Source organism: Ferrovibrio sp., from assembly GCF_036381655.1.
Lineage (GTDB): Bacteria > Pseudomonadota > Alphaproteobacteria > Ferrovibrionales > Ferrovibrionaceae > Ferrovibrio.
In genome coordinates this window covers 89,540-109,611 of record NZ_DASVCJ010000059.1, presented here as the reverse complement: position 1 = coordinate 109,611, position 20,072 = coordinate 89,540, and the positions used below count along the sequence as shown (strand labels likewise).

General features: G+C 66.5%; 22 protein-coding genes and 1 tRNA gene. 15 read left to right on the top strand and 8 right to left on the bottom strand.

Translation table 11 applies throughout. From position 1 onward, the window contains the following. From VF194_RS12485 to VF194_RS12475, 3 genes are all read right to left on the bottom strand, one after another. The coding region (locus tag VF194_RS12485) for a methyl-accepting chemotaxis protein (RefSeq protein WP_330891449.1) at positions 1-1,170 on the bottom strand (1,170 nt) is incomplete at its 3' end. A gap of 172 nt (positions 1,171-1,342) precedes the next feature. Further along, the gene (locus VF194_RS12480) at positions 1,343-1,603 is read right to left on the bottom strand and encodes a hypothetical protein (RefSeq protein WP_330891447.1); all 261 of its coding nucleotides are present in this window, start codon (positions 1,601-1,603) and stop codon (positions 1,343-1,345) included. Between the two features lie 338 nt (positions 1,604-1,941). Continuing rightward, positions 1,942-2,016, bottom strand: a tRNA-Val gene (locus VF194_RS12475). Positions 2,017-2,208: 192 nt separating this feature from the next. Here VF194_RS12475 and VF194_RS12470 point away from each other — a divergent pair. Then, a complete protein-coding gene (locus tag VF194_RS12470; protein ID WP_330891445.1) occupies positions 2,209-3,141 on the top strand; it encodes an N-formylglutamate amidohydrolase in 933 nt (310 codons plus the stop codon). Between the two features lie 38 nt (positions 3,142-3,179). Here VF194_RS12470 and VF194_RS12465 read toward each other — a convergent pair whose 3' ends face one another. Next, positions 3,180-3,665 carry an Lrp/AsnC family transcriptional regulator gene (locus VF194_RS12465; RefSeq protein WP_330891443.1) on the bottom strand — a complete coding sequence of 162 codons (486 nt, stop codon included), beginning with the start codon at positions 3,663-3,665 and terminating at the stop codon, positions 3,180-3,182. A 135-nt stretch (positions 3,666-3,800) separates the two neighbouring features. Between VF194_RS12465 and phhA the strand changes: the two genes are divergently transcribed. The 3 genes from phhA (at position 3,801) to VF194_RS12450 (ending at position 6,239) form a co-directional block, all read left to right on the top strand. Further along, positions 3,801-4,691 carry a phenylalanine 4-monooxygenase gene (gene phhA, locus VF194_RS12460; protein ID WP_330891442.1) on the top strand — a complete coding sequence of 297 codons (891 nt, stop codon included), beginning with the start codon at positions 3,801-3,803 and terminating at the stop codon, positions 4,689-4,691. Between the two features lie 19 nt (positions 4,692-4,710). Next, positions 4,711-5,136, top strand: a complete 426-nt coding sequence (locus VF194_RS12455) for a DUF2000 domain-containing protein (protein ID WP_330891441.1) — start codon at positions 4,711-4,713, stop codon at positions 5,134-5,136. A gap of 128 nt (positions 5,137-5,264) precedes the next feature. Continuing rightward, positions 5,265-6,239, top strand: coding sequence for an aldo/keto reductase (locus VF194_RS12450; RefSeq protein WP_330891439.1), 975 nt, complete (start codon positions 5,265-5,267; stop codon positions 6,237-6,239). Positions 6,240-6,317: 78 nt separating this feature from the next. Here the strand turns inward: VF194_RS12450 and VF194_RS12445 are convergent, their stop codons facing one another. Continuing rightward, positions 6,318-6,941 (bottom strand): glutathione S-transferase family protein, encoded by a 624-nt coding sequence (locus VF194_RS12445; RefSeq protein ID WP_330891438.1) that lies wholly within the window; start codon positions 6,939-6,941, stop codon positions 6,318-6,320. 257 nt (positions 6,942-7,198) lie between these two features. On the opposite strand from VF194_RS12445, the gene VF194_RS12440 reads away from it, so the two are divergent. From VF194_RS12440 to queG, 5 genes are all read left to right on the top strand, one after another. Further along, the gene (locus tag VF194_RS12440; protein WP_330891437.1) at positions 7,199-8,047 is read left to right on the top strand and encodes a sensor histidine kinase; all 849 of its coding nucleotides are present in this window, start codon (positions 7,199-7,201) and stop codon (positions 8,045-8,047) included. Continuing rightward, the gene (locus VF194_RS12435) at positions 8,037-8,333 is read left to right on the top strand and encodes a hypothetical protein (RefSeq protein WP_330891435.1); all 297 of its coding nucleotides are present in this window, start codon (positions 8,037-8,039) and stop codon (positions 8,331-8,333) included. The genes VF194_RS12440 and VF194_RS12435 overlap by 11 nt, the downstream gene beginning before the upstream one ends. Positions 8,334-8,486: 153 nt before the next feature. Continuing rightward, positions 8,487-9,155: a glutathione S-transferase family protein gene (locus VF194_RS12430; RefSeq protein ID WP_330891433.1), complete on the top strand. Its 669-nt coding sequence runs from the start codon at positions 8,487-8,489 to the stop codon at positions 9,153-9,155. Positions 9,156-9,245: 90 nt separating this feature from the next. Further along, the gene (locus VF194_RS12425) at positions 9,246-9,599 is read left to right on the top strand and encodes a RidA family protein (protein ID WP_330891432.1); all 354 of its coding nucleotides are present in this window, start codon (positions 9,246-9,248) and stop codon (positions 9,597-9,599) included. Continuing rightward, entirely contained in the window at positions 9,580-10,656 is a 1,077-nt protein-coding gene (gene queG, locus VF194_RS12420; RefSeq protein ID WP_330891430.1) for a tRNA epoxyqueuosine(34) reductase QueG, read from the top strand. The genes VF194_RS12425 and queG overlap by 20 nt, the downstream gene beginning before the upstream one ends. Positions 10,657-10,696: 40 nt before the next feature. Here the strand turns inward: queG and VF194_RS12415 are convergent, their stop codons facing one another. Then, a complete protein-coding gene (locus VF194_RS12415) occupies positions 10,697-11,482 on the bottom strand; it encodes a hypothetical protein (RefSeq protein ID WP_330891429.1) in 786 nt (261 codons plus the stop codon). A gap of 114 nt (positions 11,483-11,596) precedes the next feature. Here VF194_RS12415 and VF194_RS12410 point away from each other — a divergent pair, with 114 nt between their 5' ends. Then, on the top strand, positions 11,597-12,481 hold the full coding sequence (locus tag VF194_RS12410) for an SDR family oxidoreductase (RefSeq protein WP_330891427.1): 885 nt from the start codon (positions 11,597-11,599) through the stop codon (positions 12,479-12,481). Here VF194_RS12410 and VF194_RS12405 read toward each other — a convergent pair. Beyond that, positions 12,439-12,978 (bottom strand): GNAT family N-acetyltransferase, encoded by a 540-nt coding sequence (locus VF194_RS12405; RefSeq protein WP_330891425.1) that lies wholly within the window; start codon positions 12,976-12,978, stop codon positions 12,439-12,441. The genes VF194_RS12410 and VF194_RS12405 overlap by 43 nt on opposite strands. Beyond that, positions 12,975-13,727, bottom strand: a complete 753-nt coding sequence (locus tag VF194_RS12400; protein ID WP_330891423.1) for an alpha/beta hydrolase — start codon at positions 13,725-13,727, stop codon at positions 12,975-12,977. The genes VF194_RS12405 and VF194_RS12400 overlap by 4 nt, the downstream gene beginning before the upstream one ends. 161 nt (positions 13,728-13,888) lie before the next feature. Between VF194_RS12400 and VF194_RS12395 the strand changes: the two genes are divergently transcribed. From VF194_RS12395 to VF194_RS12375, 5 genes are all read left to right on the top strand, one after another. Continuing rightward, positions 13,889-15,031, top strand: a complete 1,143-nt coding sequence (locus VF194_RS12395) for a glycosyltransferase family 4 protein (protein ID WP_330891421.1) — start codon at positions 13,889-13,891, stop codon at positions 15,029-15,031. A 96-nt stretch (positions 15,032-15,127) separates the two neighbouring features. Beyond that, a complete protein-coding gene (gene thrS, locus VF194_RS12390; RefSeq protein WP_330891419.1) occupies positions 15,128-17,116 on the top strand; it encodes a threonine--tRNA ligase in 1,989 nt (662 codons plus the stop codon). 157 nt (positions 17,117-17,273) lie between these two features. Then, positions 17,274-17,750 carry a translation initiation factor IF-3 gene (infC, locus tag VF194_RS12385; protein ID WP_414656099.1) on the top strand — a complete coding sequence of 159 codons (477 nt, stop codon included), beginning with the start codon at positions 17,274-17,276 and terminating at the stop codon, positions 17,748-17,750. An 82-nt stretch (positions 17,751-17,832) separates the two neighbouring features. Further along, positions 17,833-18,822: an NADPH:quinone oxidoreductase family protein gene (locus tag VF194_RS12380; protein ID WP_330891417.1), complete on the top strand. Its 990-nt coding sequence runs from the start codon at positions 17,833-17,835 to the stop codon at positions 18,820-18,822. Next, complete coding sequence (locus VF194_RS12375; protein WP_330891415.1) at positions 18,823-20,049, top strand: class I SAM-dependent methyltransferase; 1,227 nt, start codon at positions 18,823-18,825, stop codon at positions 20,047-20,049. It abuts the gene before it with no gap. Positions 20,050-20,072 lie beyond the last annotated feature (23 nt).

The window sequence follows — 20,072 nt, the reverse complement described above, 5'->3', positions numbered from 1 at the left end:
GGCGGCCTGGGCGTTATCGGCATTCTGCTTCACCGTTGCCGTGATCTCGTGCATCGAGGCGGCGGTTTCCTCGATGCTCGCCGCCTGGCTCTCGGTGCGGCTCGCCAGATCCTGGCTGCCGGTCGAGATTTCGGCAGAGGCGTCGCGCACGGTGCGCGCGGTATCGGACAGCCGCGCGGCGAAATCGCGCAGGCGTTCGCCCAGGGCCGTGGTGCCGGATTTGAGCTGGCCGAAGATGCCGGGATAATCCTTGCTCAGGCGCTGCGTCAGATCGCCCTTGGCCATGGCATCGATCGCTGCCGCGATCTCGCCGGTCATCGCCTGGCATTTGTCGGACATGGTGTTGATCGCCTGGCCGAGCGCCTTGATGAAGCCGCTACGGCCGGCCAGATCGACGCGGTCGGCGAAGCCGTTATCGGTGGCGCGCTCGATCAGCGCGACCATCTCGTTGCCCAGGCGCACCTCCTCCGTGCGGTCGGCCCATTCCACCACCGTGCCGACGCGCGCGCCGCGCTTGTCGTAGGCGGGATTGGCGATCAGGTCGAAAATGCGCCCGCCGATGGTGATGCGGTTGCGGTAGGTCTTGTCGAGCGCCGCCAGCAGATCGCGCTGATGCGCGGGATTCTTGTGGAAGCGGTCGATCGACTGGCCGACCAGTTGGTCGGCGTCGAAATGCGGCAGATCCTTGCGGATGTCGTCCTGCGCCTTGCGCAGCATGTCGAGCACGCTGTTGTTGCAGTAGACGATCACGTTGTCGTTGTCGGTGATCATCACGTTGGCGCTGACATTGCTCAGGCCGCTTTCGGCGCGCGCCGCGATTATCGAAGTCTGCTTCAGCTTGTCGACGGCGCGGGCGATGATGCCGATCTCGTCGCCGCGGTCGCGATAGCCGATCTCGACGCCCATGTCGTAATCGGCCAGTTTTTCGGTGGCGGCGGCGATGCGGGGCAGCGGCCGCAGCATCAGCCGGGTGACGAAAACCGCGATGCCGCCGCCGATCAGCACGGCGATGAGCGCGGCGGCGAGAATGCCGAGGGCGATCTTGTCGGCCTTGGCGGCGGCGACCTCGGTATTGATATGCCAGACCGCATAACCGCCGACCGCAGCCGCGGTGAGAATGATCAGCAGCGTGACAAGCAGCGTGACCTTAACGACCAGGGACAGACGCATGAAGCACCTCAGGCAAACAGACGCATAAAGCGAACGTGACTCATCCTCTTGATGCGCAGATGCGCAAATTACTGAAACTCGTCAAACGCCTGGGGTGTATTTTTGATAACGGTGTCCGGCCGGAGAAGCAGCGGGCTGACGAAGGCGCTGGACGGGATTCACGGGACGGGATTCAATTGTCCAGGCGACGGTATTTCCCGCTTTGCGCCAGCGCCTGCAGCGTGATCAGCCGTTCCTCGCCGCCCGGCTCCAATTTGCGGATCGCGGCATGCCGGGGAAGATTCGGCAGCGCCACGATGCGCTCGACCCGCCAACGCGGCTGCGCGTCTTTCGGCAGAAAGCGCGAGCGCTCGACAAATACGGTTCCGACCGGAATCTCTATCGCACCACGGCCATCGCCCCCCGCAGCCTGCCGCGGTTCCAACGCAGTCATCGACATTATCGAACTCCCCTTCGATTCGGCCGGCGGATCGGACCCCACCCCACCGGTTGCCTGCACGTCGTAACTGTCCATCCCTATGGTTAAGTATATCTAAAGCAGCGCCCGGGAAAACCGGGATTTTTCATCAATATCCACAGGTTGAATTCAACCAGAAGCAATGTCACTGCCATTATTCACAGACTGTGGATAACACCCGACGCGGGCGCCTAATAAGGACAAATGTCCTATTGCGCCGGGATTCCCGGCTGCGCAGCGGGCTGGAGCAGCCCCGTTGCGGAGCCGGAACAGCCTTGCGGAGCAGATCGTGATGCTGGGGGGTTGGGCGCGCGTGGTGGGCGATACTGGGATCGAACCAGTGACCCCTACCATGTCAAGGTAGTGCTCTACCGCTGAGCTAACCGCCCGTACACGCGAAACATCCGGCCGAACCGGACCGGCAGGCTTTTAATCGCTGCGGCACCGGTTGGCAAGCCCCGCCCGGGCGTTCATTATCATTGCCGATGCCATATCTGTCCGGCCGGCGCGCCCGCCGCCGGCCGGGTCCGCCCCATCCACGCTGATTCACAGCAATCAGATCCAGAGCCATCAGAGAGTCGATGACAAGCGCCAGTCTGCAAGTCCGCCGTTATCAGCCCGATCCGGAATTTCCGCACGATCCGCCGATCCGCGTCACCCGTCCGGCCGATTTCGGCGCCGCTGCCGCCGCTCCGACCGCCCTGGTGCTGTCCTCGCCGCATTCCGGCGCCATCTATCCGGCCAGCTTCCAGCGCGCCAGCAAGCTGGACGAACTGACCCTGCGGCGCTCCGAAGACGCCTTCGTCAACGAGCTGTATGCCGCCGGACCGAAACTCGGCGCGCCGCTTTTGGAAGCGCTGTTCCCGCGCGCCTATTGCGATCCGAACCGCTCGGCCTACGAACTCGATCCGGCGATGTTCGACGCGCCGCTGCCGCCGCATGTCGTCACCGACAGCAGCAAGATCGGCGCCGGGCTCGGCACCATCGCCCGCGTGGTCGGCGGCGGACTCGAAATTTACCGCGACAAGCTGCCCTTCCACGAGGCCGAGCGCCGCGTCGAAACCTGCTGGCGGCCGTATCACGAGGCGCTGCAGGCGCTGCTGGCCGAGGCCAGGGCGCGCCATGGCGTGGCGCTTCTGCTCGATTGCCATTCGATGCCGAGTGTCGGCGGCAGCAACCAGCCCGATGCCGGCCAGCGCCGCGCCGACATGGTGATCGGCGATTTCCACGGCGCATCGTGCAATCCGCGCCTGGTCGACCGCGTCGAGGATTACCTGAAATCCTGCGGCTTTTCGACCACGCGCAACAAGCCCTATGCCGGCGGCTACATCACCCAGCATTACAGCCGGCGCGACCAGGGCATCCATACGCTGCAGCTCGAGATCAACCGCGATCTCTACATGCATGAAACGAAAATCGCCCCGGCCGGCGGCTTCGCCCGGGTGCAGAGCGCGATGACCGGCCTGATCGAATTGCTGATCGCCTCGGCGGTGCCGGATTTCCTCAACGCATAGGCGTCCGCGCCGCGCGCCATTGCTGCGGCGGCCTGCGCCTAGCGCGTGCCGACGCGATCGAGCGGCAGTTCGGTCGTCTGCTTGATCCGGTGCAGCACGATGGAGGAGCGCACGCTGCGCACGCCGGGAATGCGCAGCAGGCGCTGCGTGAGGAAATCGGCGAAGGCCTTCAGGTCCGGCGCAACGATGCGCAGGACGAAATCGGCTTCGCCGGTGACCGAATAGCATTCGAGGATTTCGGCATGGCGCGCCACCGCCTGCTCGAAGCCGTGCACCAGCTCCTCGACATGGCGCTCCAGCGAGACATTGGAAAAGGCCTGCACGCTCAGGCCGACCGCTTCGGGTTTCAGCAGCGCGGCGTAGCGCTCGATCAGGCCGCTCCGCTCCAGTTGCGCCAGCCGGCGGCTGACCTGGCTGGCGCTGAGGCCGACCCGCTCGGCCAGGGCCGCATTGGCGGCGCGCCCCTCGCGCTGCAGCGCCGCCAGCAGGCGCAAGTCGAAAACATCGAGATCGGCGGGCTGCATGCGCGAATCATGCATAAAATTATTAAACATGCAAGGAAGTTGACGAAATAGGGCCAAATTCCGCCCATAACGCGCAGATCATGCAACCGGAACGGCGTAGGCTGGGCCATCGCGAGACTTGCGGGAGGAGCCGCCATGGTCGCCCTCGAACGGCATGCCGATCTGCCGCTGCGCCCCGATTACACGCTGGACCAGCCGCGCCATCTCTATTCGGCCGAGGACCATGCCGTCTGGCGGCTGCTGTTCCAGCGCCAGGCCAGGCTGCTGCCCGGCCGCGCCTGCGGCGAATTCCTCGCCGGCCTGCGGGGGCTCGGCGTCGCCGCGGCGCATGACGATGGCGGCGGCGTGCCGGATTTCGAACGCCTGTCGGATCTGCTGGACAGGGCGACCGGCTGGCGCATCGTCGCCGTGCCCGGCCTGGTGCCCGACGAGGTTTTTTTCGGCCATCTGGCCGAGCGGCGCTTTCCGGCGACCTGGTGGCTGCGCCGGCGCGACCAGATCGACTACCTGCAGGAGCCGGATGTCTTCCACGACATCTACGGCCATGTGCCGCTGCTGATGAATCCCGTCTTCGCCGATTACATGCAGGCCTATGGGCGGGGCGGGCTGAAGGCGATGCGGCTGAACGCGCTGCATCGGCTGGCGCGGCTCTACTGGTACACCGTCGAATTCGGCCTCATCGAGACGCCGGAGGGCCTGCGCATCTATGGCAGCGGCATCCTGTCGTCGAAAGGCGAAAGCGTCTTCTGCCTGGAATCGGCGGCGCCCAACCGCCTGCGTTTCGATCTGCGCCGCATCATGCGCACGAAATACCGGATCGACACCTATCAGAAGACCTATTTCGTCATCCGCAGCTTCGCCGAGCTGTTCGAGGCGACGCGTCCGGATTTCGCGCCGATCTACGCCGCGCTGGAAGCCGAGCCCGATCTCGGCGCGGCGGACGTGATCGAGGGCGATGCCGTGATCGCCCGCGGCACCCTGGATGCCAGGGAAGGCGGCTGGGAAAGCGGCCGGGCGGATGTGTGACTCCGAACGCGGCAGGCCTATGAACGAGCATCATCCCGACATCCGCATCGCCGTCATCGTCGATCCCTCGCTCGGCCTGGGTTTCCTCGCCAACACCGTCGGCGTGATCGCCGTCGGACTGGGCGCCGTCATGCCGGCCCTGGGCAATACGACGCTGATCGATGCCCGTCGCCGCGTGGTGAAGAATTCCGCCGACCGGCCGCTGCCGGTGCTGCAGGCCAGCGCCGAGCGGATCGGCGAAGTGCTGCTGAAAGCCCTGCCGGCGCCGGACGGCGCGGCAATCGTGCCGTTTCCCGCCTTCGCGCGGGCGCTGCATTCCTTCGAGGAGTATCGTGCGCGCTTTCCCCAATGCGATCTCGCCGCCGAGCGCATCGACGGCCTCGGCCTGGCCGGTCCGGCGAAATGGATCAGGTCGCTGACGGGATCATTGAAGCTGCTGCGGTGATAGCGAAAGTTGCGCGCGATCCGCGGGCTTGACGCGGGCTCGACTCTGACTTGACTCTGGGCCGGCCCGGGCCGCTAGCATGCGGGATTGCGAACGCAACGCCCGCTCGCCAGCAGAAGGATCGCGCCATGGATCAGGTCCGCTTCGGTTCCACCGGCATGAAGGTTTCGCGTCTGTGCCTCGGCTGCATGACCTATGGCAGTCCGGCATGGCGCGAATGGGTGCTGGACGAGGAAGCCAGCCGGCCTTTCATCAAGAAGGCGCTGGAGCTGGGCATCACCTTTTTCGATACCGCCGACATGTATTCCCGCGGCGCCAGCGAGGAGGTGCTGGGCCGCGCGCTGCGCGATTTCGGCCCGCGCCGCGACGACCTGGTGATCGCCACCAAGGTGTACAATCCGATGAGCGACAAGCCGAACGACCGCGGCCTGTCGCGCAAGCATATCCTGGCCTCGATCGACGCCTCGCTCAAACGGCTCGGCACCGATTATGTCGATCTCTACATCATCCACCGCTTCGATCCCGAAACGCCGATCGAGGAGACCATCGAGGCGCTGGACATTGTCGTGCGCGCCGGCAAGGCGCGCTATATCGGCGCTTCGTCGATGCATGCCTGGCGCTTCATGAAGATGCTCGGCCTGCAGCGCCAGCATGGCCTGGCGCAGTTCGTCTCGATGCAGAACCACTACAACCTGATCTACCGCGAGGAAGAGCGCGAGATGCTGCCGCTCTGCCGCCATGAGGGCCTGGCGGTCACGCCCTGGTCGCCGCTGGCGCGCGGCCTGCTGGCCGGCTCGCGCCAGCGCCAGACGCAGCGCGCCGTCACCGACGACCGCTCGCATGCCTGGTACGACCGCCCCGAGGAGGAGAACGCCATCATCGCCGCGGTGGAGACGGTGGCCAGGCAGCGCGGCGTGCCGCCGGCGCAGGTCGCCATCGCCTGGGTGGCCAGCCGGCCGGGCATCACCGCGCCGATCGTCGGCGCTTCCAAGCCGCATCATCTGGAGGATGCCGTCGCCGGGATCGCGCTCAAGCTCAGCGACGAGGAAGTGAAAATCCTCGAAGCGCCCTACCGCCCGCGCCCGATCGCCGGGCATCAGTAAAATTCGGGCATCAGTAGAATTCCGGGCATCGGCAAAATTGTCGCGGCCGGCGCGCCGGCCGGGGCCCGGAGCGCGCCGCTATTCCATCTCCACCATCACCCATTTCCGATAGCCCGGCCGCTCCTGCAGCCGGCGATGCCAGGCTTCCAGGGCCGGAAGCCGTGGCCGGGCGATCGGAAAGGCCGACCAGCGCTGCATCTGGCAGCCGACGGGAATGTCGCCCATGCTGAGCGCGTCGCCGGCGACGAAGGCGCCGCGGCCGGCCAACCAGGCATCGAAACGCGCCCAGTATTCGCCAAGCCGGTCTTCCGCCTGCGCCATCGCATTGCCATCGGCATGCACCGGATCGCGCACGAAGCCCCAGAACAGGATGCGCATCGGCTCGCCGATCACCGTCAACGCCCAGTCCATCCAGCGGTCGGCCTCGGCGCGCCGCACCGGATCCTCCGGCCAGAGGCGGCCACTACCGTAACGGGCGGCGAGATAACGCAGGATGGCATTGCTTTCCCAGACGACGGTGCCGTCCGCGTCCTCGATGCTCGGCACCAGGCCGTTCGGATTCAGCGCGCGATAGGCCGGCGTATCGAGCCCGCCGAATTTTCCGCCGGCATCGATGCGCCGGTAGGTCAGCCCCAGCTCGTCGGCCGCCCACAAGACCTTCTGCACGTTCACCGAACTGGCGCGGCCCCAGATTTTCAGCATTGCGTTCTCCGGCACCTGATCCTTGCAGCATCGGAACCGGCTGGCTGTTAGCACCGATGCGGCACGACTGCCAAGATCACAACGGCGTTTGGCTTGCGTTTTTATTTGTTTTTCACGCGCTTTTGTGTGCTAGCGTGCTCGCAGCATGGCGATTCCGCAGCCCGCGGTGCGTATTCTCTAAATGCTGCATCGACTGCATCCCGGATGTGCGGGCCAAAACGGTTGGCTCCAAACCAGGACCATCGGAAGGTTGGGGGATGATCGAAGCATTGCAGCTCGCCGCGAAACATCTGCGAAGCCTGCCCCGGCTGCTGCGCTACGGCCTGACCATCCTGCTGCTCGCCGGTTTCACCGCCTTCCAATGGCTGCTGTTCGGCCCGCTCTCGGGCCATCCCTTCCTGTTCTATTTCATCCTCGTGGCGCTCAATGCCTATGTCCTGGGCACCGGCCTCATCACCACGCTCGTCGGCGGCCTGCTGGCCACGTACCTGTTCATCCCGCCGGCTTTCTCCGTGGCGATCGCATCGAACGATCTGATTGCGCTGTTCGTTTTTTTCATCGCCGGCACGATCGCCTCGGTGGTCATCGAGGCGCTGCATCGCGCCAATATGCGGCTGCATCGCGCGCTGGCCGAGGCGGAACGCCTGAACCGCGACCGCGAGGCGCTGTCGGCGGAGATGAATCACCGCATCAAGAACAACTTCCAGCTCGTCGCCTCCACGCTGGCGCTGCAGATGCGCCGCACCGAGGATCCGACCATCCGCTCGGCGCTGCAGGCGGCATCGGAACGCATCAGTACCATGGCGCGGGTTCACAACCGGCTGGTGCTGACGCCGAACGGCCAGATGGCAATGGAAGCGCGGCCGTTCATCGAGCATCTTTGTTCCGACCTCGAATTCTCGCTGGCCGGCGCCCGCCCGATCCGGATCGTGGCGCTCTGCGTCGATATCGAACTCAAGCTCAGCCAGACGACGACGCTCGGGCTGCTGATCAACGAGCTGGTGACCAATGCGCTCAAGCATGCCTTCCCGGGCGACCGCGCCGGCACGGTGACCGGTGCGTCTCGCCTGCGACGGCGAGCGCTGCCGGCTTGCGGTGGCCGATGACGGCGTCGGGTTCGGCGGCGGCGAGGAAGGCGGCATCGGCAATCGGCTGATCGAGGTTCTGGCGCGCCAGCTCGAGGGCGAATTGCGCATCGTCCGGAATAACGGCACGATCGTGACGGTGGATTTTCCCCGCTCGCCCTTCGTCATGCCGCCGGCGCCGCCCGATGGCGGCGCGGGCGGCGATTATCTGCCATCCCCCTCGCGGCGCGGCTCCCCGCGGCATGGCGCCGCCACGGCGGCCGCCCCTCCCGCCATGCCGGCAGCAGGGGATCGCGGCTGGCTCTAGCGCGGCCTGCATTGTCGCCGGCTGCCCCTTGCGATACCGCAGGCAAAGCCATATCAACGATTCGCGACATCTTCTGCCGGCGGCGCTGTTTGGCCGGCGGCAGGCCGCTGGAACTTCGCCGCCCTGAACTTCGCCGCCCTGAACTTCGCCGCCATGCGCAAATTGTATCATACCTGGCTGTCCCCGTTCTGCCGCAAGGTCCGGATCCTGCTGAAGGAGAAGGGGCTCGATTTCGAGCTGGAAGTGGAAAAGGTCTGGGAACGCCGCCAGGCGTTCCTCGCGCTCAACCCGACCGGCCAGGTGCCGGTGCTGGTCGAGCATGACGGGCGCGTTTTGGCGGAAAGCCAGGCGATCTGCGAATATCTCGACGAGGTCTATCCGAACAAGATGCTGCTCGGCTTCGATCCGCCGAGCCGCGCCGAGACGCGCCGCCTGATCGCCTGGTGGGATCTGAAATTCGGCCGCGAGGCGAGCGAGCCGCTGGTCTTCGAGAAGGTGATGAAGCGCTTCATGGCCATGGGCCATCCCGAATCCGCCGTGATCCGCATCGCCCATGCCAATATGAAGATCCATCTCGATTACATCGCCTATCTGACCGAGCGGCGGAACTGGCTGGCCGGCGACGATTTCAGCCTGGCCGACATCACCGCGGCCGCGCATCTGAGCTGCCTCGATTATCTCGGCGACGTGCCCTGGGACGATCATCCCGGCGCCAAGGACTGGTACGCTCGGGTCAAGTCGCGGCCGAGCTTCCGACCCCTGCTGGCCGACCACATCCCCGGCCTGCCGCCGCCGAAGCATTACGCCGATCTGGATTTCTAGGGGCCGCAGCCGAAATGTCCGCCCGCGCGGGCTGACGGTCCGAAAAGACGCGAAGAGAGAAGCGTGACGAGAGAAGAAGGAGCATTTCCCATGTCCATCCGCCGCATCGATATCGGTCCCCGCATGAGCCAGGCCGTCGTCCACGGCAAGACCGTCTATCTCGCCGGCCAGGTCGCCAGCGACACCAGCGCCGATGTCGCCGGCCAGACGCAGCAGATCCTCGGCCAGATCGACCGGCTGCTGAAGGAGGCCGGCACCGACAAGACGCGGATTCTGTCGGCCAATATCTGGCTGGCCGACATGGCAAGCTTCGCCGAGATGAACAAGGTGTGGGATAGCTGGGTTCCGCAGGGCAACACGCCGGCCCGCGCCACCGTCGAATCCAAGCTGGCGGCGCCGGCCTACAAGGTGGAGATCGCCTGCATTGCCGCGCTCCCCGACTAAGGCGCCGGCCGAAACGCAAGACGACGTCAAGGCGCGCATCAGGGCGCGCGCTTACGAGGAAGGCTTCGATGCGGTCGGCTTCACCACGGCCGACCGCATCGGCCCGGAACTGGCCGAACGGCTCGATGCCTTCATGGCGCTGGGCCGGCATGGCGAGATGCGCTGGCTGGAGGAGAAGGCCGAGCGCCGCCGCCATCCCAATGCGCTCTGGCCCGAGGCGCGCGGCATCGTCGCGCTGGGCCTGAACTACGCGCCGGCGAAGAACCCGCTCGCCGTGCTGGCCGAGAAGGACCGCGCCGCGATTTCCGTCTATGCGCAGGGCCGCGACTACCATCTCGTCGTCAAGAAGAAGCTGAAAAGCCTGGCCGGCTGGATCCATCGCGCCTTCGGCCAGGAGGTGAAGGTCTTCGTCGATACCGCGCCGCTGATGGAAAAGCCGCTCTCGGCCGCGGCCGGCATCGGCTGGCAGGGCAAGCACACCAACCTGGTCTCGCGCGAATTCGGCTCCTGGCTGTTCCTCGGCGTCATCCTGACCACGCTGGACCTGCCGGCGGACGCGCCCGAAAGCGATCATTGCGGCTCCTGCACCAACTGCCTCGATATCTGTCCGACGCAGGCTTTCCCGGCGCCGTATCAGCTCGACGCGCGGCGCTGCATCTCGTATCTGACCATCGAGTATGACGGCGTCATCCCCGAGGAATTCCACGCCGCCATGGGCAACCGCATCTATGGCTGCGACGATTGCCTGGCGGTCTGTCCCTGGAACAAATTCGCGCAGGCGGCGCGCGAAACCGCGCTGCATGCCCGGCCCGAACTCGACGCTCCGGCGCTGATCGAACTGGCGCAGCTCGACGACGCATCCTTCCGCGAACGCTTCAGCACCAATCCGGTCAAGCGCATCGGCCGCGACCGCTTCGTGCGCAATGCCTGCATCGCGCTTGGCAACGGCGGCGATGCCGCCGCCATCCCGGTGCTGGAAAAATTATGCGGGGATCCGTCCGCGGTCGTGCGCGCGCATGCCCGGGCGGCCTTGCAGCGGCTTCGGCGCAAAGCCTAGCCACGCTCTTCTGGCCGCGCTCTTATGGCCGCTCCCGCTTCTACCGCTCGCCCTTCACATCCATGCGTTCGATATACTTGCCGGCTGTCACGGCGGAGGGCGAATCCGGCGCGATCAGCCGCACCTGGATGAGATCGGCGCGGGCGCCCTTCCTGTCGCCCTTGTCGAATTTCAAAATGCCGCGCTCCAGCAAGGCCTCGGGCAGGCGCGGCTCGATCGCCAGCGCGGTTTCGACATCCTCCATGGCGCCGGCCGCATCCCTCAGGTGGCGCCGCGCGCTGGCGCGCAGGGCATAGGCCTCGGCCCGCGTCGGGTCCAGGCTGAGGGCGCGGTCGAGATCGGCGCGCGCGGCGGCATCCTGCTGCAGGGCTCCGAGCGCGACGGCGCGGTCGATCAGGATGTCGGGCTGGTCCGGCGCCGCCTTCACGGCGATGTCGAGCAGTTCGCGGGCGCGCACCGGCCGCTCGGCCAAAAGCCAGGCATTCGCCGCCTGATCGAGGATCGCCACCGTCAGATGCGGCGCGTGTTTTTCCGCCTCGGGCAGCAGCTTTTCCAGCCGGTCGGCGGCGTCGCCGTAATGCTTCAGTTCGACCAGCGCCAGCGCCGCGCAATGCGCCGCCGGCAGGCCGCCGCCGGTCGCCTGCCAGACCTGCGCCTGGGCGAAGCCTTCTTCCGGGTCCTTGCGTATCTGGGCCAGGCAATCGCGGTAGGCTTCATCCTCCAGCACGCGGGATTTCTGCATGGCATCGCCGGCGGCCAAAGCGGCTTCCGGCAGCAGGGCGAGGCTGGCGATCGCCAGAAGAGACGCTATCTTGAATCCGGTCATGGCGCGCTAGACTGGCGATCGTCCATGGCAAAAGCAAGGCGCTCGCCCAACGCGCCATGGCGAATGCACAGCGGACGGGAAGGCTTCATCCAAAAAGACGCAGGATCATCGATCGTGAGCGGTACGTTATTTTGTTTCGGGCTGGGATTCACCGCCCAGACTCTCGCAGCGCGCTTGCACGCGCAGGGCTGGGGCATCGTCGGCACCAGCCGTTCGCTCGAGGCGGCGGCCGATCTTGCCGCCAAGGGCTATGACAGCCACGTCTTCGACGGCATGGCGCCGCTTTCGGATGCCAGCGTGCTGGCGCCGGCCACCCATATGCTGATCTCGGTGCCCGCCGATGCCGCATTTGGCCAGGATGCCGGCGATCCGGTGTTGCGCTGGCATGGCGCGGATATCGCGGCGCTGAAGAATCTGCGCTGGCTCGGCTATCTGTCCACCACCGGCGTCTATGGCGACAGCGGCGGCGCCTGGATCGACGAGAACGGCCCTTTGCGGCCGACCCAGGCGCGCAGCAAAAGCCGCGCCGCCGCCGAGGCGGCCTGGCTCGATCTGTGGCGCGCGCATGGCGCGCCGGTGCATGTCTTCCGGCTGGCCGGCATCTACGGCCCGGGCCGCAACCAGCTCGAAGGCGTGCGGCGCGGCACGGCGCATCGCATCGTCAAGCCGGGGCAGGTCTTCTGCCGCATCCATGTCGAGGATATCGCCGCCGTGCTGGAGGCCTCGATCCGGCAGCCCAATCCGGGCGCGATCTACAATGTCGCCGACGACGAGCCGGCGCCGCCGCAGGACGTGGTCGCTTATGCGGCCAGGCTGCTCGGCATGGCGCCGCCGCCGGAAGTGCCGTTCGAGGCGGCGCGGCTGTCGCCGATGGCAGCGAGCTTCTATGCCGACAATCGCCGGGTGAAGAACGAGCGCATCAAGCGCGAGCTTGGCGTCAGGCTGAAATACCCGACCTATCGCGAGGGACTGAAGGCGCTGCTGCAATCCATCGCATAGAAGGCGGTCAGTTCCTCGCGCCGGCGCGCGGGGACATGATGCATGCGCGTTTCGACGAAACGCATGCCGAGCCTGCGCAGCAGGGCCAGCGAGGCTGCGTTTGCCGGCTGCACGCCGGTCTCCAGCCGCGAAAGGCGCAGGACGGCAATGGCGGCCTGCACGAAAGGCGGCAACGCCTCGCTCAGATAGCCTTGCCGGTGAAAGGCGGCGCCGAGCCAGTAGCCGAGGCTGCCGGTCGGCGGCGCGCTTGCGATCAGGGCGACGCCGAGCCAGCCGATCGCATCGTCATGCCCCGGCCGCGCGATCGCGCGGGCGAAGCATTGCCCGGCGGCCATCGCCGCCAATGTCTCGCGCAGCTTCTCGCGGGCGGCCGCCTCGCTCAACGGATAGGGCCAGGCCGCCGTCCAGCGGCTGACATCCTCGGTCATCAGCCGCGCCAGCGCCGATGCATCGCCCAGCTGCGGCGGCCGCAGCATAAGCCGCGTCGTCGCGATCACGCGATGAGGCTCCATACCGTCTCGATCAGCAGGTCGAGATCCTGCGGCCGCGACAGGCGGTGATCGCCGTCCTTGATCAGGGTCAGGCGCGTATCGTTGCCCTGGAAGGCCTCGATGGTCCTGACGGCGTGGCGCCAGGGCACATCCGGATCGGCCATGCCCTGCAGGATGCGGACCGGCCTGTTCAGCGCGATGCCGGGCTTGAGGATGCAATGCCGGCGGCCATCCTCGATCAGCTTCAGGGTGTATTCGTAGGGCTGGTCGGAATATTCCGAGGGCTCGCGCAGCACGCCGTCGCGCAGCAATGCCGCGCGCTGCGCCGCGCTCATCTGCGCCCACATCAGGTCCTCGGTGAAATCCAGCGCCGGCGCGATCAGCACCAGGCCGGCCACCTTGTCGGGCCGCGCCAGCGCCGCCAGGGTCGCCAGCCAGCCGCCCATGCTGGAGCCGACCAGGATCTGCGGGCCCTGGCAGACATAGTCCAGCACGGCCAGGGTATCCTCGCGCCAGCGGCCGATGGTGCCCTCGATGAAGCGGCCGTCCGACTGGCCATGGCCGAAATAGTCGAAGCGCACGAAGCCGGTGCCGCGCCGCTGCGCCGCCGCCTCCAGCGCCAGCGCCTTGGTGCCGGTCATGTCGGATTTGAAGCCGCCGCAGAACAGCAGGCCGGGCGGTTTCCCCGGCGTTGCGCAAAAAGCGATGCGGTTGCCGTCGGGGCGCGACAGGTATTGCCTCTCGGATGGCGTCACGCAGGGGAACTCCTCGAAAACTTTTGCCTTCCGGGCATTTCCGGCGGATCGCCGCGCCCTTATAGTGCGCCCAGCGCCGCGCCCGGACCGATGCCCAACGAGCTTATCCCACTATGACCGCAGCAGAGCATGAACGTCCAGACGGCGGGCGTCCGCCCGCCGTGCTGCAAGTCCTGCCTGCCCTGGTGACCGGCGGGGTGGAGCGCGGCACGGTCGATACCGCCAAGGCGCTCGCCAAGGCGGGGTGGGTTTCCTATGTGGTGTCCGAAGGCGGGCCGATGGTGCGCGAGCTCGAACGCGCCGGCGCCAAGCATTTCACCCTGCCGATGGCCAGCAAGAATCCCCTCGTCATGCGGCGCAACGCCGAACGCCTCGAGGCGCTGATCCGCGAATTGCCGGTCGATCTGGTCCATGTGCGCTCGCGGGCGCCGGCCTGGTCGGCCCGGGCCGCCGCGCGGCGCTGCGGCGTGCCGCTGGTGACGACCTTCCACAATGCCTACAAGGCGCATAACTGGTTCCGCCGCCTCTGGGCCGGGCCGATGGCCCAGGCCGATCATATGGTGGCGATCTCGCAATTCGTCGCCGATTACGCGCACCAGACCTTCGGCGTGCCGCGGTCGATCATCACGGTGATCGCGCGCGGCACCGATCTGGCCTGGTTCGATCCCGCCCGCGTCTATCCCGACCGCATCGCCCGGCTGGCGCAGCAATGGCGTCTCGTCGACGGCCTGCCGGTGATCCTGCTGCCCGGCCGGCTGACGCGCTGGAAGGGCCATGCCGTGCTGCTGCGCGCGCTGGCCGAATTGTCGCGCCGCCACGGCAAGCAGGATTTCATTGCCGTGCTGTCGGGCGATTCGCAGGGCCGCGAGAGCTATCGCGCCGAACTGGAACAGCTGATCGCGCAGCTTGGGCTGGATCGCTGCGTGCGGCTGCCCGGCGACTGCAAGGACATGCCGGCCGCCTATATGCTGGCCGATGTCGTCGTCTCGGCCAGCACCGAACCGGAAGGCTTCGGCCGCGTCGCCGTCGAGGCGCAGGCGATGGGCAAGCCGGTGATCGCAACCGATCACGGCGGGGCGCGCGAAACCGTCATCCCCGGCGAAACCGGCTGGCTGGTGCCGCCCAGGGATGCCCGGGCCCTGGCCGATGCGCTGGAGGTCGCGCTCGGCCTCGATGCCGACCGCCGGCTCGCCATCGCCGAGCGGGCGCGCCGCCATGTCGCCGCGCATTTCACCGTGGATGCCATGTGCGCGGCCTATATCAGGGTCTATACCGACCTGCTGTTCCCGGCCGATGCACGCTAAACGGCTGAAATAATACCGTTTTCGCCCGGCCTGACGGCGCCTTGACAGGAGTGGCCGGCAGGCTAGGCTGCGCCCCCTTGGAGGTTCCGTAAGCCCATGTCCAGTGCCGCCGTTTCGCCCGCCGAAGTCCGGATCACGCTGCCCGACGGCAGCGAACGAACTTATGCGGCCGGCACGACCGGCGCGGAGGTGGCGGCCTCGATCGGCGCCGGCCTGGCCAAGGCGGCGCTCGCCATCCGGCTCGACGGCGTGCTGAAGGATCTGAGCACGCCGATCACGCGCGATGCCCGGCTCGAGATCGTCACGCTGAAGGACAAGAACGAGGCCGAGCTGCTGGCGCTGATCCGCCACGATGGCGCGCATGTGCTGGCGCAGGCGGTGCAGGAACTCTATCCCGGCACGCAGATCACCTTCGGGCCGGCGACCGACGACGGCTTCTACTACGATTTCGTGCGCGACGAGCCGTTCACGCCGGAGGATTTCGCCAGGATCGAGCAGCGCATGAAGGAGATCGTCGCCCGCGATCTGCCGATCGTGCGCGAGGAATGGCCGGCCGAGAAGGCCGTGGGCTATTTCCGCCGCATCGGCGAGACCTACAAGGCCGAATGGGTCGACGAGATCGCCAGGCGCGGCGAGGCGATCTCGATCTACCGCCAGGGCGACGACTGGCTCGACCTCTGCATGGGGCCGCATCTGCCCTCCACCGGCAAGCTGCCGGTGGCCTTCAAGCTGATGAAGGTGTCCGGCGCCTATTGGCGCGGCGATGCCAAAAACCGGCAATTGCAGCGCATCTACGCCACCGCCTGGCGCGACCAGAAGGAACTGGATGCCTATCTGAAGCGCCTGGAAGAGGCCGAGAAGCGCGACCATCGCCGGCTCGGCAAGGAAATGGGCCTGTTCCATCAGCAGGAAGAGGCGGCCGGCATGGTGTTCTGGCACCCGAAAGGCTGGACGCTGTACCGCACGCTGGAGCGCTACATGCGCCAGCGGCTCGAAAAGGCAAAATATGTCGAGGTGAAGACGCCGCAGCTGGTCGACCGCAAGCTGTGGGAAGCCTCCGGGCATTGGGAGAAGTTCCGCGAGAACATGTATATCGCGGAGAACGAGGCCGGCATCAAAGACTTCGCCGCCGATCCGAGCGAACGCATCTTCGCGCTCAAGCCGATGAACTGCCCCTGCCATGTGCAGATCTTCAACCAGGGGCTCAAATCCTACCGCGACCTGCCGCTGCGCATGGCCGAGTTCGGCTCCTGCCACCGCTTCGAGCCGGGCGGCGCGCTGCACGGCATCATGCGGGTGCGCAATTTCACCCAGGACGATGCGCATATCTTCTGCACGGAAGACCAGATCATCTCGGAATCGCGGATTTTCTGCGACCTGCTGAAATCGATCTATGCCGATCTCGGCTTCACCGACGTGCGGGTGAAATTCTCCGACCGGCCGGCCACCCGCGCCGGCTCGGACGCGATCTGGGACAAGGCCGAGGGCGCGCTGCAGGCCGCCTGCCAGGCGGCCGGGCTGGAATACACGCTCAATCCCGGCGAGGGCGCCTTCTACGGCCCGAAGCTGGAATTCGTGCTGCGCGACACCATCGGCCGCGACTGGCAATGCGGCACCCTGCAGGTCGATTTCGTGCTGCCGGAACGGCTCGGCGCGGAATATGTTGGCGCCGATGGCCAGCGCCACCGCCCGGTCATGCTGCACCGGGCGATCCTGGGCTCCTTCGAGCGTTTCATCGGCATCCTGCTGGAGCATTATGCCGGCAGGCTGCCGCTCTGGATGGCGCCGGTCCAGGCCGTGGTGGCGCCGATCGTCTCCGATTGCGACGATTATGCCCGGAAAGTGGCGGAACAGATGGACGCCGCCGGCCTCAGGGTCGATACCGACCTGCGCAACGAGAAGATCAATTACAAGATCCGCGAACTCAGCCTGGCCAAGGTCCCCGTCATCGCCGTGGTCGGCAAGAAGGAGGCCGAACAGGGCACCGTGACCCTGCGGCGCCTGGGAGAAGACCGGCAGGAAACCATTGCTTTGGCCGACGCGATTGCTAGATTGACCGCCGAAGCCCGCATGCCTCAGGCCTGATGGCGGCGCGAACGCTTTGCCTCAGGCTTGAATCCGGCATGCACAAGGCCTAACTCACTGATTATCCTGCAACGACCATAAGGAGCGCGTCATAGCCCGTCCACCTCTCAATGCCCCGCCGACGCCCAAGAGCGACGGACCGCGGGTCAATTTCGAAATCGACGTCCCCAGCGTTCGACTGATCGATGCCAGCGGAGAGAACCGCGGTATCGTCCCGATCCGGGAAGCCCTCAGGATCGCCGAAGAGGCCGGCCTCGATCTGGTCGAGATTTCGCCCACAGCGCAGCCCCCCGTCGCCAAAGTCCTCGATTACGGCAAGTATAAATACGAGGAGCAGAAGAAGGCCGCCGAGGCGCGCAAGAAGCAGAAGATCATCGAACTCAAAGAGATCAAGCTGCGCCCGATGATCGACACGCATGATTATGACGTGAAGATGCGGGCGATGGTCCGCTTCCTCGAGGAAGGCGACAAGGTGAAAGTCACGTTGCGCTTCCGCGGCCGCGAAATGGCGCACCAGGAACTCGGCATGAAGCTGCTCGATCGCGTGCGCGAGGATCTCGGCGAAAAGGCCAAGATGGAGCAGACGCCGAAAATGGAAGGCCGTCAGATGACGATGGTGATGGCGCCGAAATAATCGCGCCGCGAATATGGCGCCGGGCGAAAGCCGCGGCGCCATTTCTTTATCCAAAACACAGAAGGACGAGGGAGCCGCGACGATGGGTGATGCCGTAAAAGCCATGGTGTGCAAGGCCTGGGGTGGGCCGGAGAGCCTGACGCTCGAGGATCTGTCGCTTGCCGCATTGGGTCCGCAGGATGTGCGCATCAAGGTGCATGCCGCCGGGCTGAATTTTCCCGACACGCTCATCATCGCCGGCAAGTACCAGGTCAAGCCGAGCTTCCCGTTCGCGCCGGGCATGGAATGCGCCGGCGAGATCGTCGCGGTGGGCGAGAAGGTGGCCGACCTCAAGCCGGGCGACCGCGTGATGGCGACCACCGGCCAAGGCTCCTTCGCCGAGGCGGTCAATTGCCCGGCGAACAGCGTGTACAAGATTCCGGCCGCGATGCCCTACGAGATCGCCGCCAGCTTCCCGATCACCTACGGAACCACCTATCACGCCCTGGTCGATCGCGGCCGCCTCAGGAAGGGCGAGGTGTTGCTGGTGCATGGCGCCGCCGGCGGCGTCGGCCTGAATGCCGTCGAACTGGGCCGCGAACTGGGCGCCACCGTGATCGGCACCGTCGGCTCGGACGAGAAGGCGGCGATCGTGCAGCAATACGGCGCCGCGCATGTCATCAACTACGCCAGGGACAGCATCAAGGACCGCGTCAAGGAGCTCACCGGCGGCAGGGGTGCCGATGTGATCTACGATCCGGTCGGCGGCGATGCCTTCGATCAGAGCCTGCGCTGCATCAACTGGGATGGCCGCCTGCTGGTGATCGGCTTCGCCTCGGGCCGCATCCCGGAAGCGCCGGCCAATCTGGCGCTGATCAAGGGCTGCAGCATCGTCGGCGTCTTCTGGGGCGCCTTCGCCGCGCACGATCCGCAGAAGAACCGCGCCAATTTCGCCGCCCTGCTGGCGCTCTACGAACAGGGCCGCCTGAAGCCGCATGTCTCGGCGACCTTCCCGCTCAAAGAGGTGCCGCAGGCGATGCAGGCGCTGCTTTCGCGCAAGACGACGGGCAAGGTCGTCATCAAGGTCGCGTGAGTGACGGACTCCGTCAAGCAGCAATACGAGGCCTATCCCTATCCGGCGCGCGATCCAGCCGACGAAAAGCGCCGGCTGATCACCGGCAGCCCGAGCTTCCTGCCCGAGCTCAATCATTACGTCTTCGCCGGCCGGCGCGACTTCACCCGGCCGTTCCGCGCGCTGGTCGCCGGCGGCGGCACCGGCGACGGCCTGATCCATCTGGCGCAGTATCTGCAGGCCGCAGGACAGACCGCCGGCGGCGCGCATGAGGTCGTCTATCTCGATCTTTCGGCGGCCGCGCGCGCCATCGCCGAGGCCCGCGCCAGGATGCGCGGCCTGAGCAATATCCGCTTTATCACCGGCTCGCTGCTCGATCTCGCCGCCCTCGCGCCGGGGCCATACGATTACATCGATTGCTGCGGCGTGCTGCATCATCTGCCCGATCCGGCCGCCGGCCTGGCGGCCCTGGTGGCGCAGCTTTCGCCCGACGGCGGCCTCGGCCTGATGGTCTACGGCCGATATGGCCGCGCCGGGATCTATCCGCTGCAGGCGGCGCTGCGCCAGCTCACCGGCGATCTGCCGCCGCCGGGGAAGATCGCCCTGGCCAGGACGCTGCTGTCCGAGCTGCCCGAGGGCAACGAGTTCAGGCGCAATCCTTTCGTCGGCGATCACAAGACCGGCGATGCCGGATTGTACGATCTGCTGCTGCACAGCCAGGATCGGGCTTACACCGTGCCGGAGCTGGCGGCGCTGATCGAGGGCGCGGGCCTGAGCGTTACTGCCTGGATCGAGCCCTGTCGCTACGATCCGCTATCCTACCTGAAGGACAACGAGTTGCGCCGCCGTGCCGCCGCCCTGCCGCCACTCGAACAGGCGGCGCTGGCCGAACGCCTCAGCGGTGCGATGAAGACGCATGTCGCCTATGCCGTGCCGCGGGCGCGCGCCGCAGAGGCCGTGGCGCAGCCGGCGGCTGATCTGATTCCCTGGCTGAACGGCGTGCCGCCGAAAGCCCTGGCCGAAACCTTGGCCAAACGCGGCGAACTGACCGTCACCTTCCATACCGAACGCTTCGTCTTCGCCGCGCCACCGCGCGCGGCGGAGATCGCGGCGCTGCTCGACGGGCGGCGTTCCCTGGGCGAGATCGCGCAGGCGCTCGGCCTCAGCTGGGAGGATTTCTCGGCGCTCTACGCGCCGCTGCATGCGCTGCTCACTGGCATCAACAAGCTGTATCTGCGCGGTTTCTGAACGGTTGCTCGACTAGGTTCCGG

Bases quoted from the DNA above. Each gene is read 5' to 3' on its own strand.
- VF194_RS12480 (WP_330891447.1), bottom strand. From the start codon at position 1,603: ATGACTGCGTTGGAACCGCGGCAGGCTGCGGGGGGCGATGGCCGTGGT.
- VF194_RS12470 (WP_330891445.1), top strand. From the start codon at position 2,209: ATGACAAGCGCCAGTCTGCAAGTCCGCCGTTATCAGCCCGATCCGGAA.
- VF194_RS12465 (WP_330891443.1), bottom strand. From the start codon at position 3,665: ATGCAGCCCGCCGATCTCGATGTTTTCGACTTGCGCCTGCTGGCGGCG.
- phhA (WP_330891442.1), top strand. From the start codon at position 3,801: ATGGTCGCCCTCGAACGGCATGCCGATCTGCCGCTGCGCCCCGATTAC.
- VF194_RS12455 (WP_330891441.1), top strand. From the start codon at position 4,711: ATGAACGAGCATCATCCCGACATCCGCATCGCCGTCATCGTCGATCCC.
- VF194_RS12450 (WP_330891439.1), top strand. From the start codon at position 5,265: ATGGATCAGGTCCGCTTCGGTTCCACCGGCATGAAGGTTTCGCGTCTG.
- VF194_RS12445 (WP_330891438.1), bottom strand. From the start codon at position 6,941: ATGCTGAAAATCTGGGGCCGCGCCAGTTCGGTGAACGTGCAGAAGGTC.
- VF194_RS12440 (WP_330891437.1), top strand. From the start codon at position 7,199: ATGATCGAAGCATTGCAGCTCGCCGCGAAACATCTGCGAAGCCTGCCC.
- VF194_RS12430 (WP_330891433.1), top strand. From the start codon at position 8,487: ATGCGCAAATTGTATCATACCTGGCTGTCCCCGTTCTGCCGCAAGGTC.
- VF194_RS12425 (WP_330891432.1), top strand. From the start codon at position 9,246: ATGTCCATCCGCCGCATCGATATCGGTCCCCGCATGAGCCAGGCCGTC.
- VF194_RS12415 (WP_330891429.1), bottom strand. From the start codon at position 11,482: ATGACCGGATTCAAGATAGCGTCTCTTCTGGCGATCGCCAGCCTCGCC.
- thrS (WP_330891419.1), top strand. From the start codon at position 15,128: ATGTCCAGTGCCGCCGTTTCGCCCGCCGAAGTCCGGATCACGCTGCCC.
- VF194_RS12380 (WP_330891417.1), top strand. From the start codon at position 17,833: ATGGGTGATGCCGTAAAAGCCATGGTGTGCAAGGCCTGGGGTGGGCCG.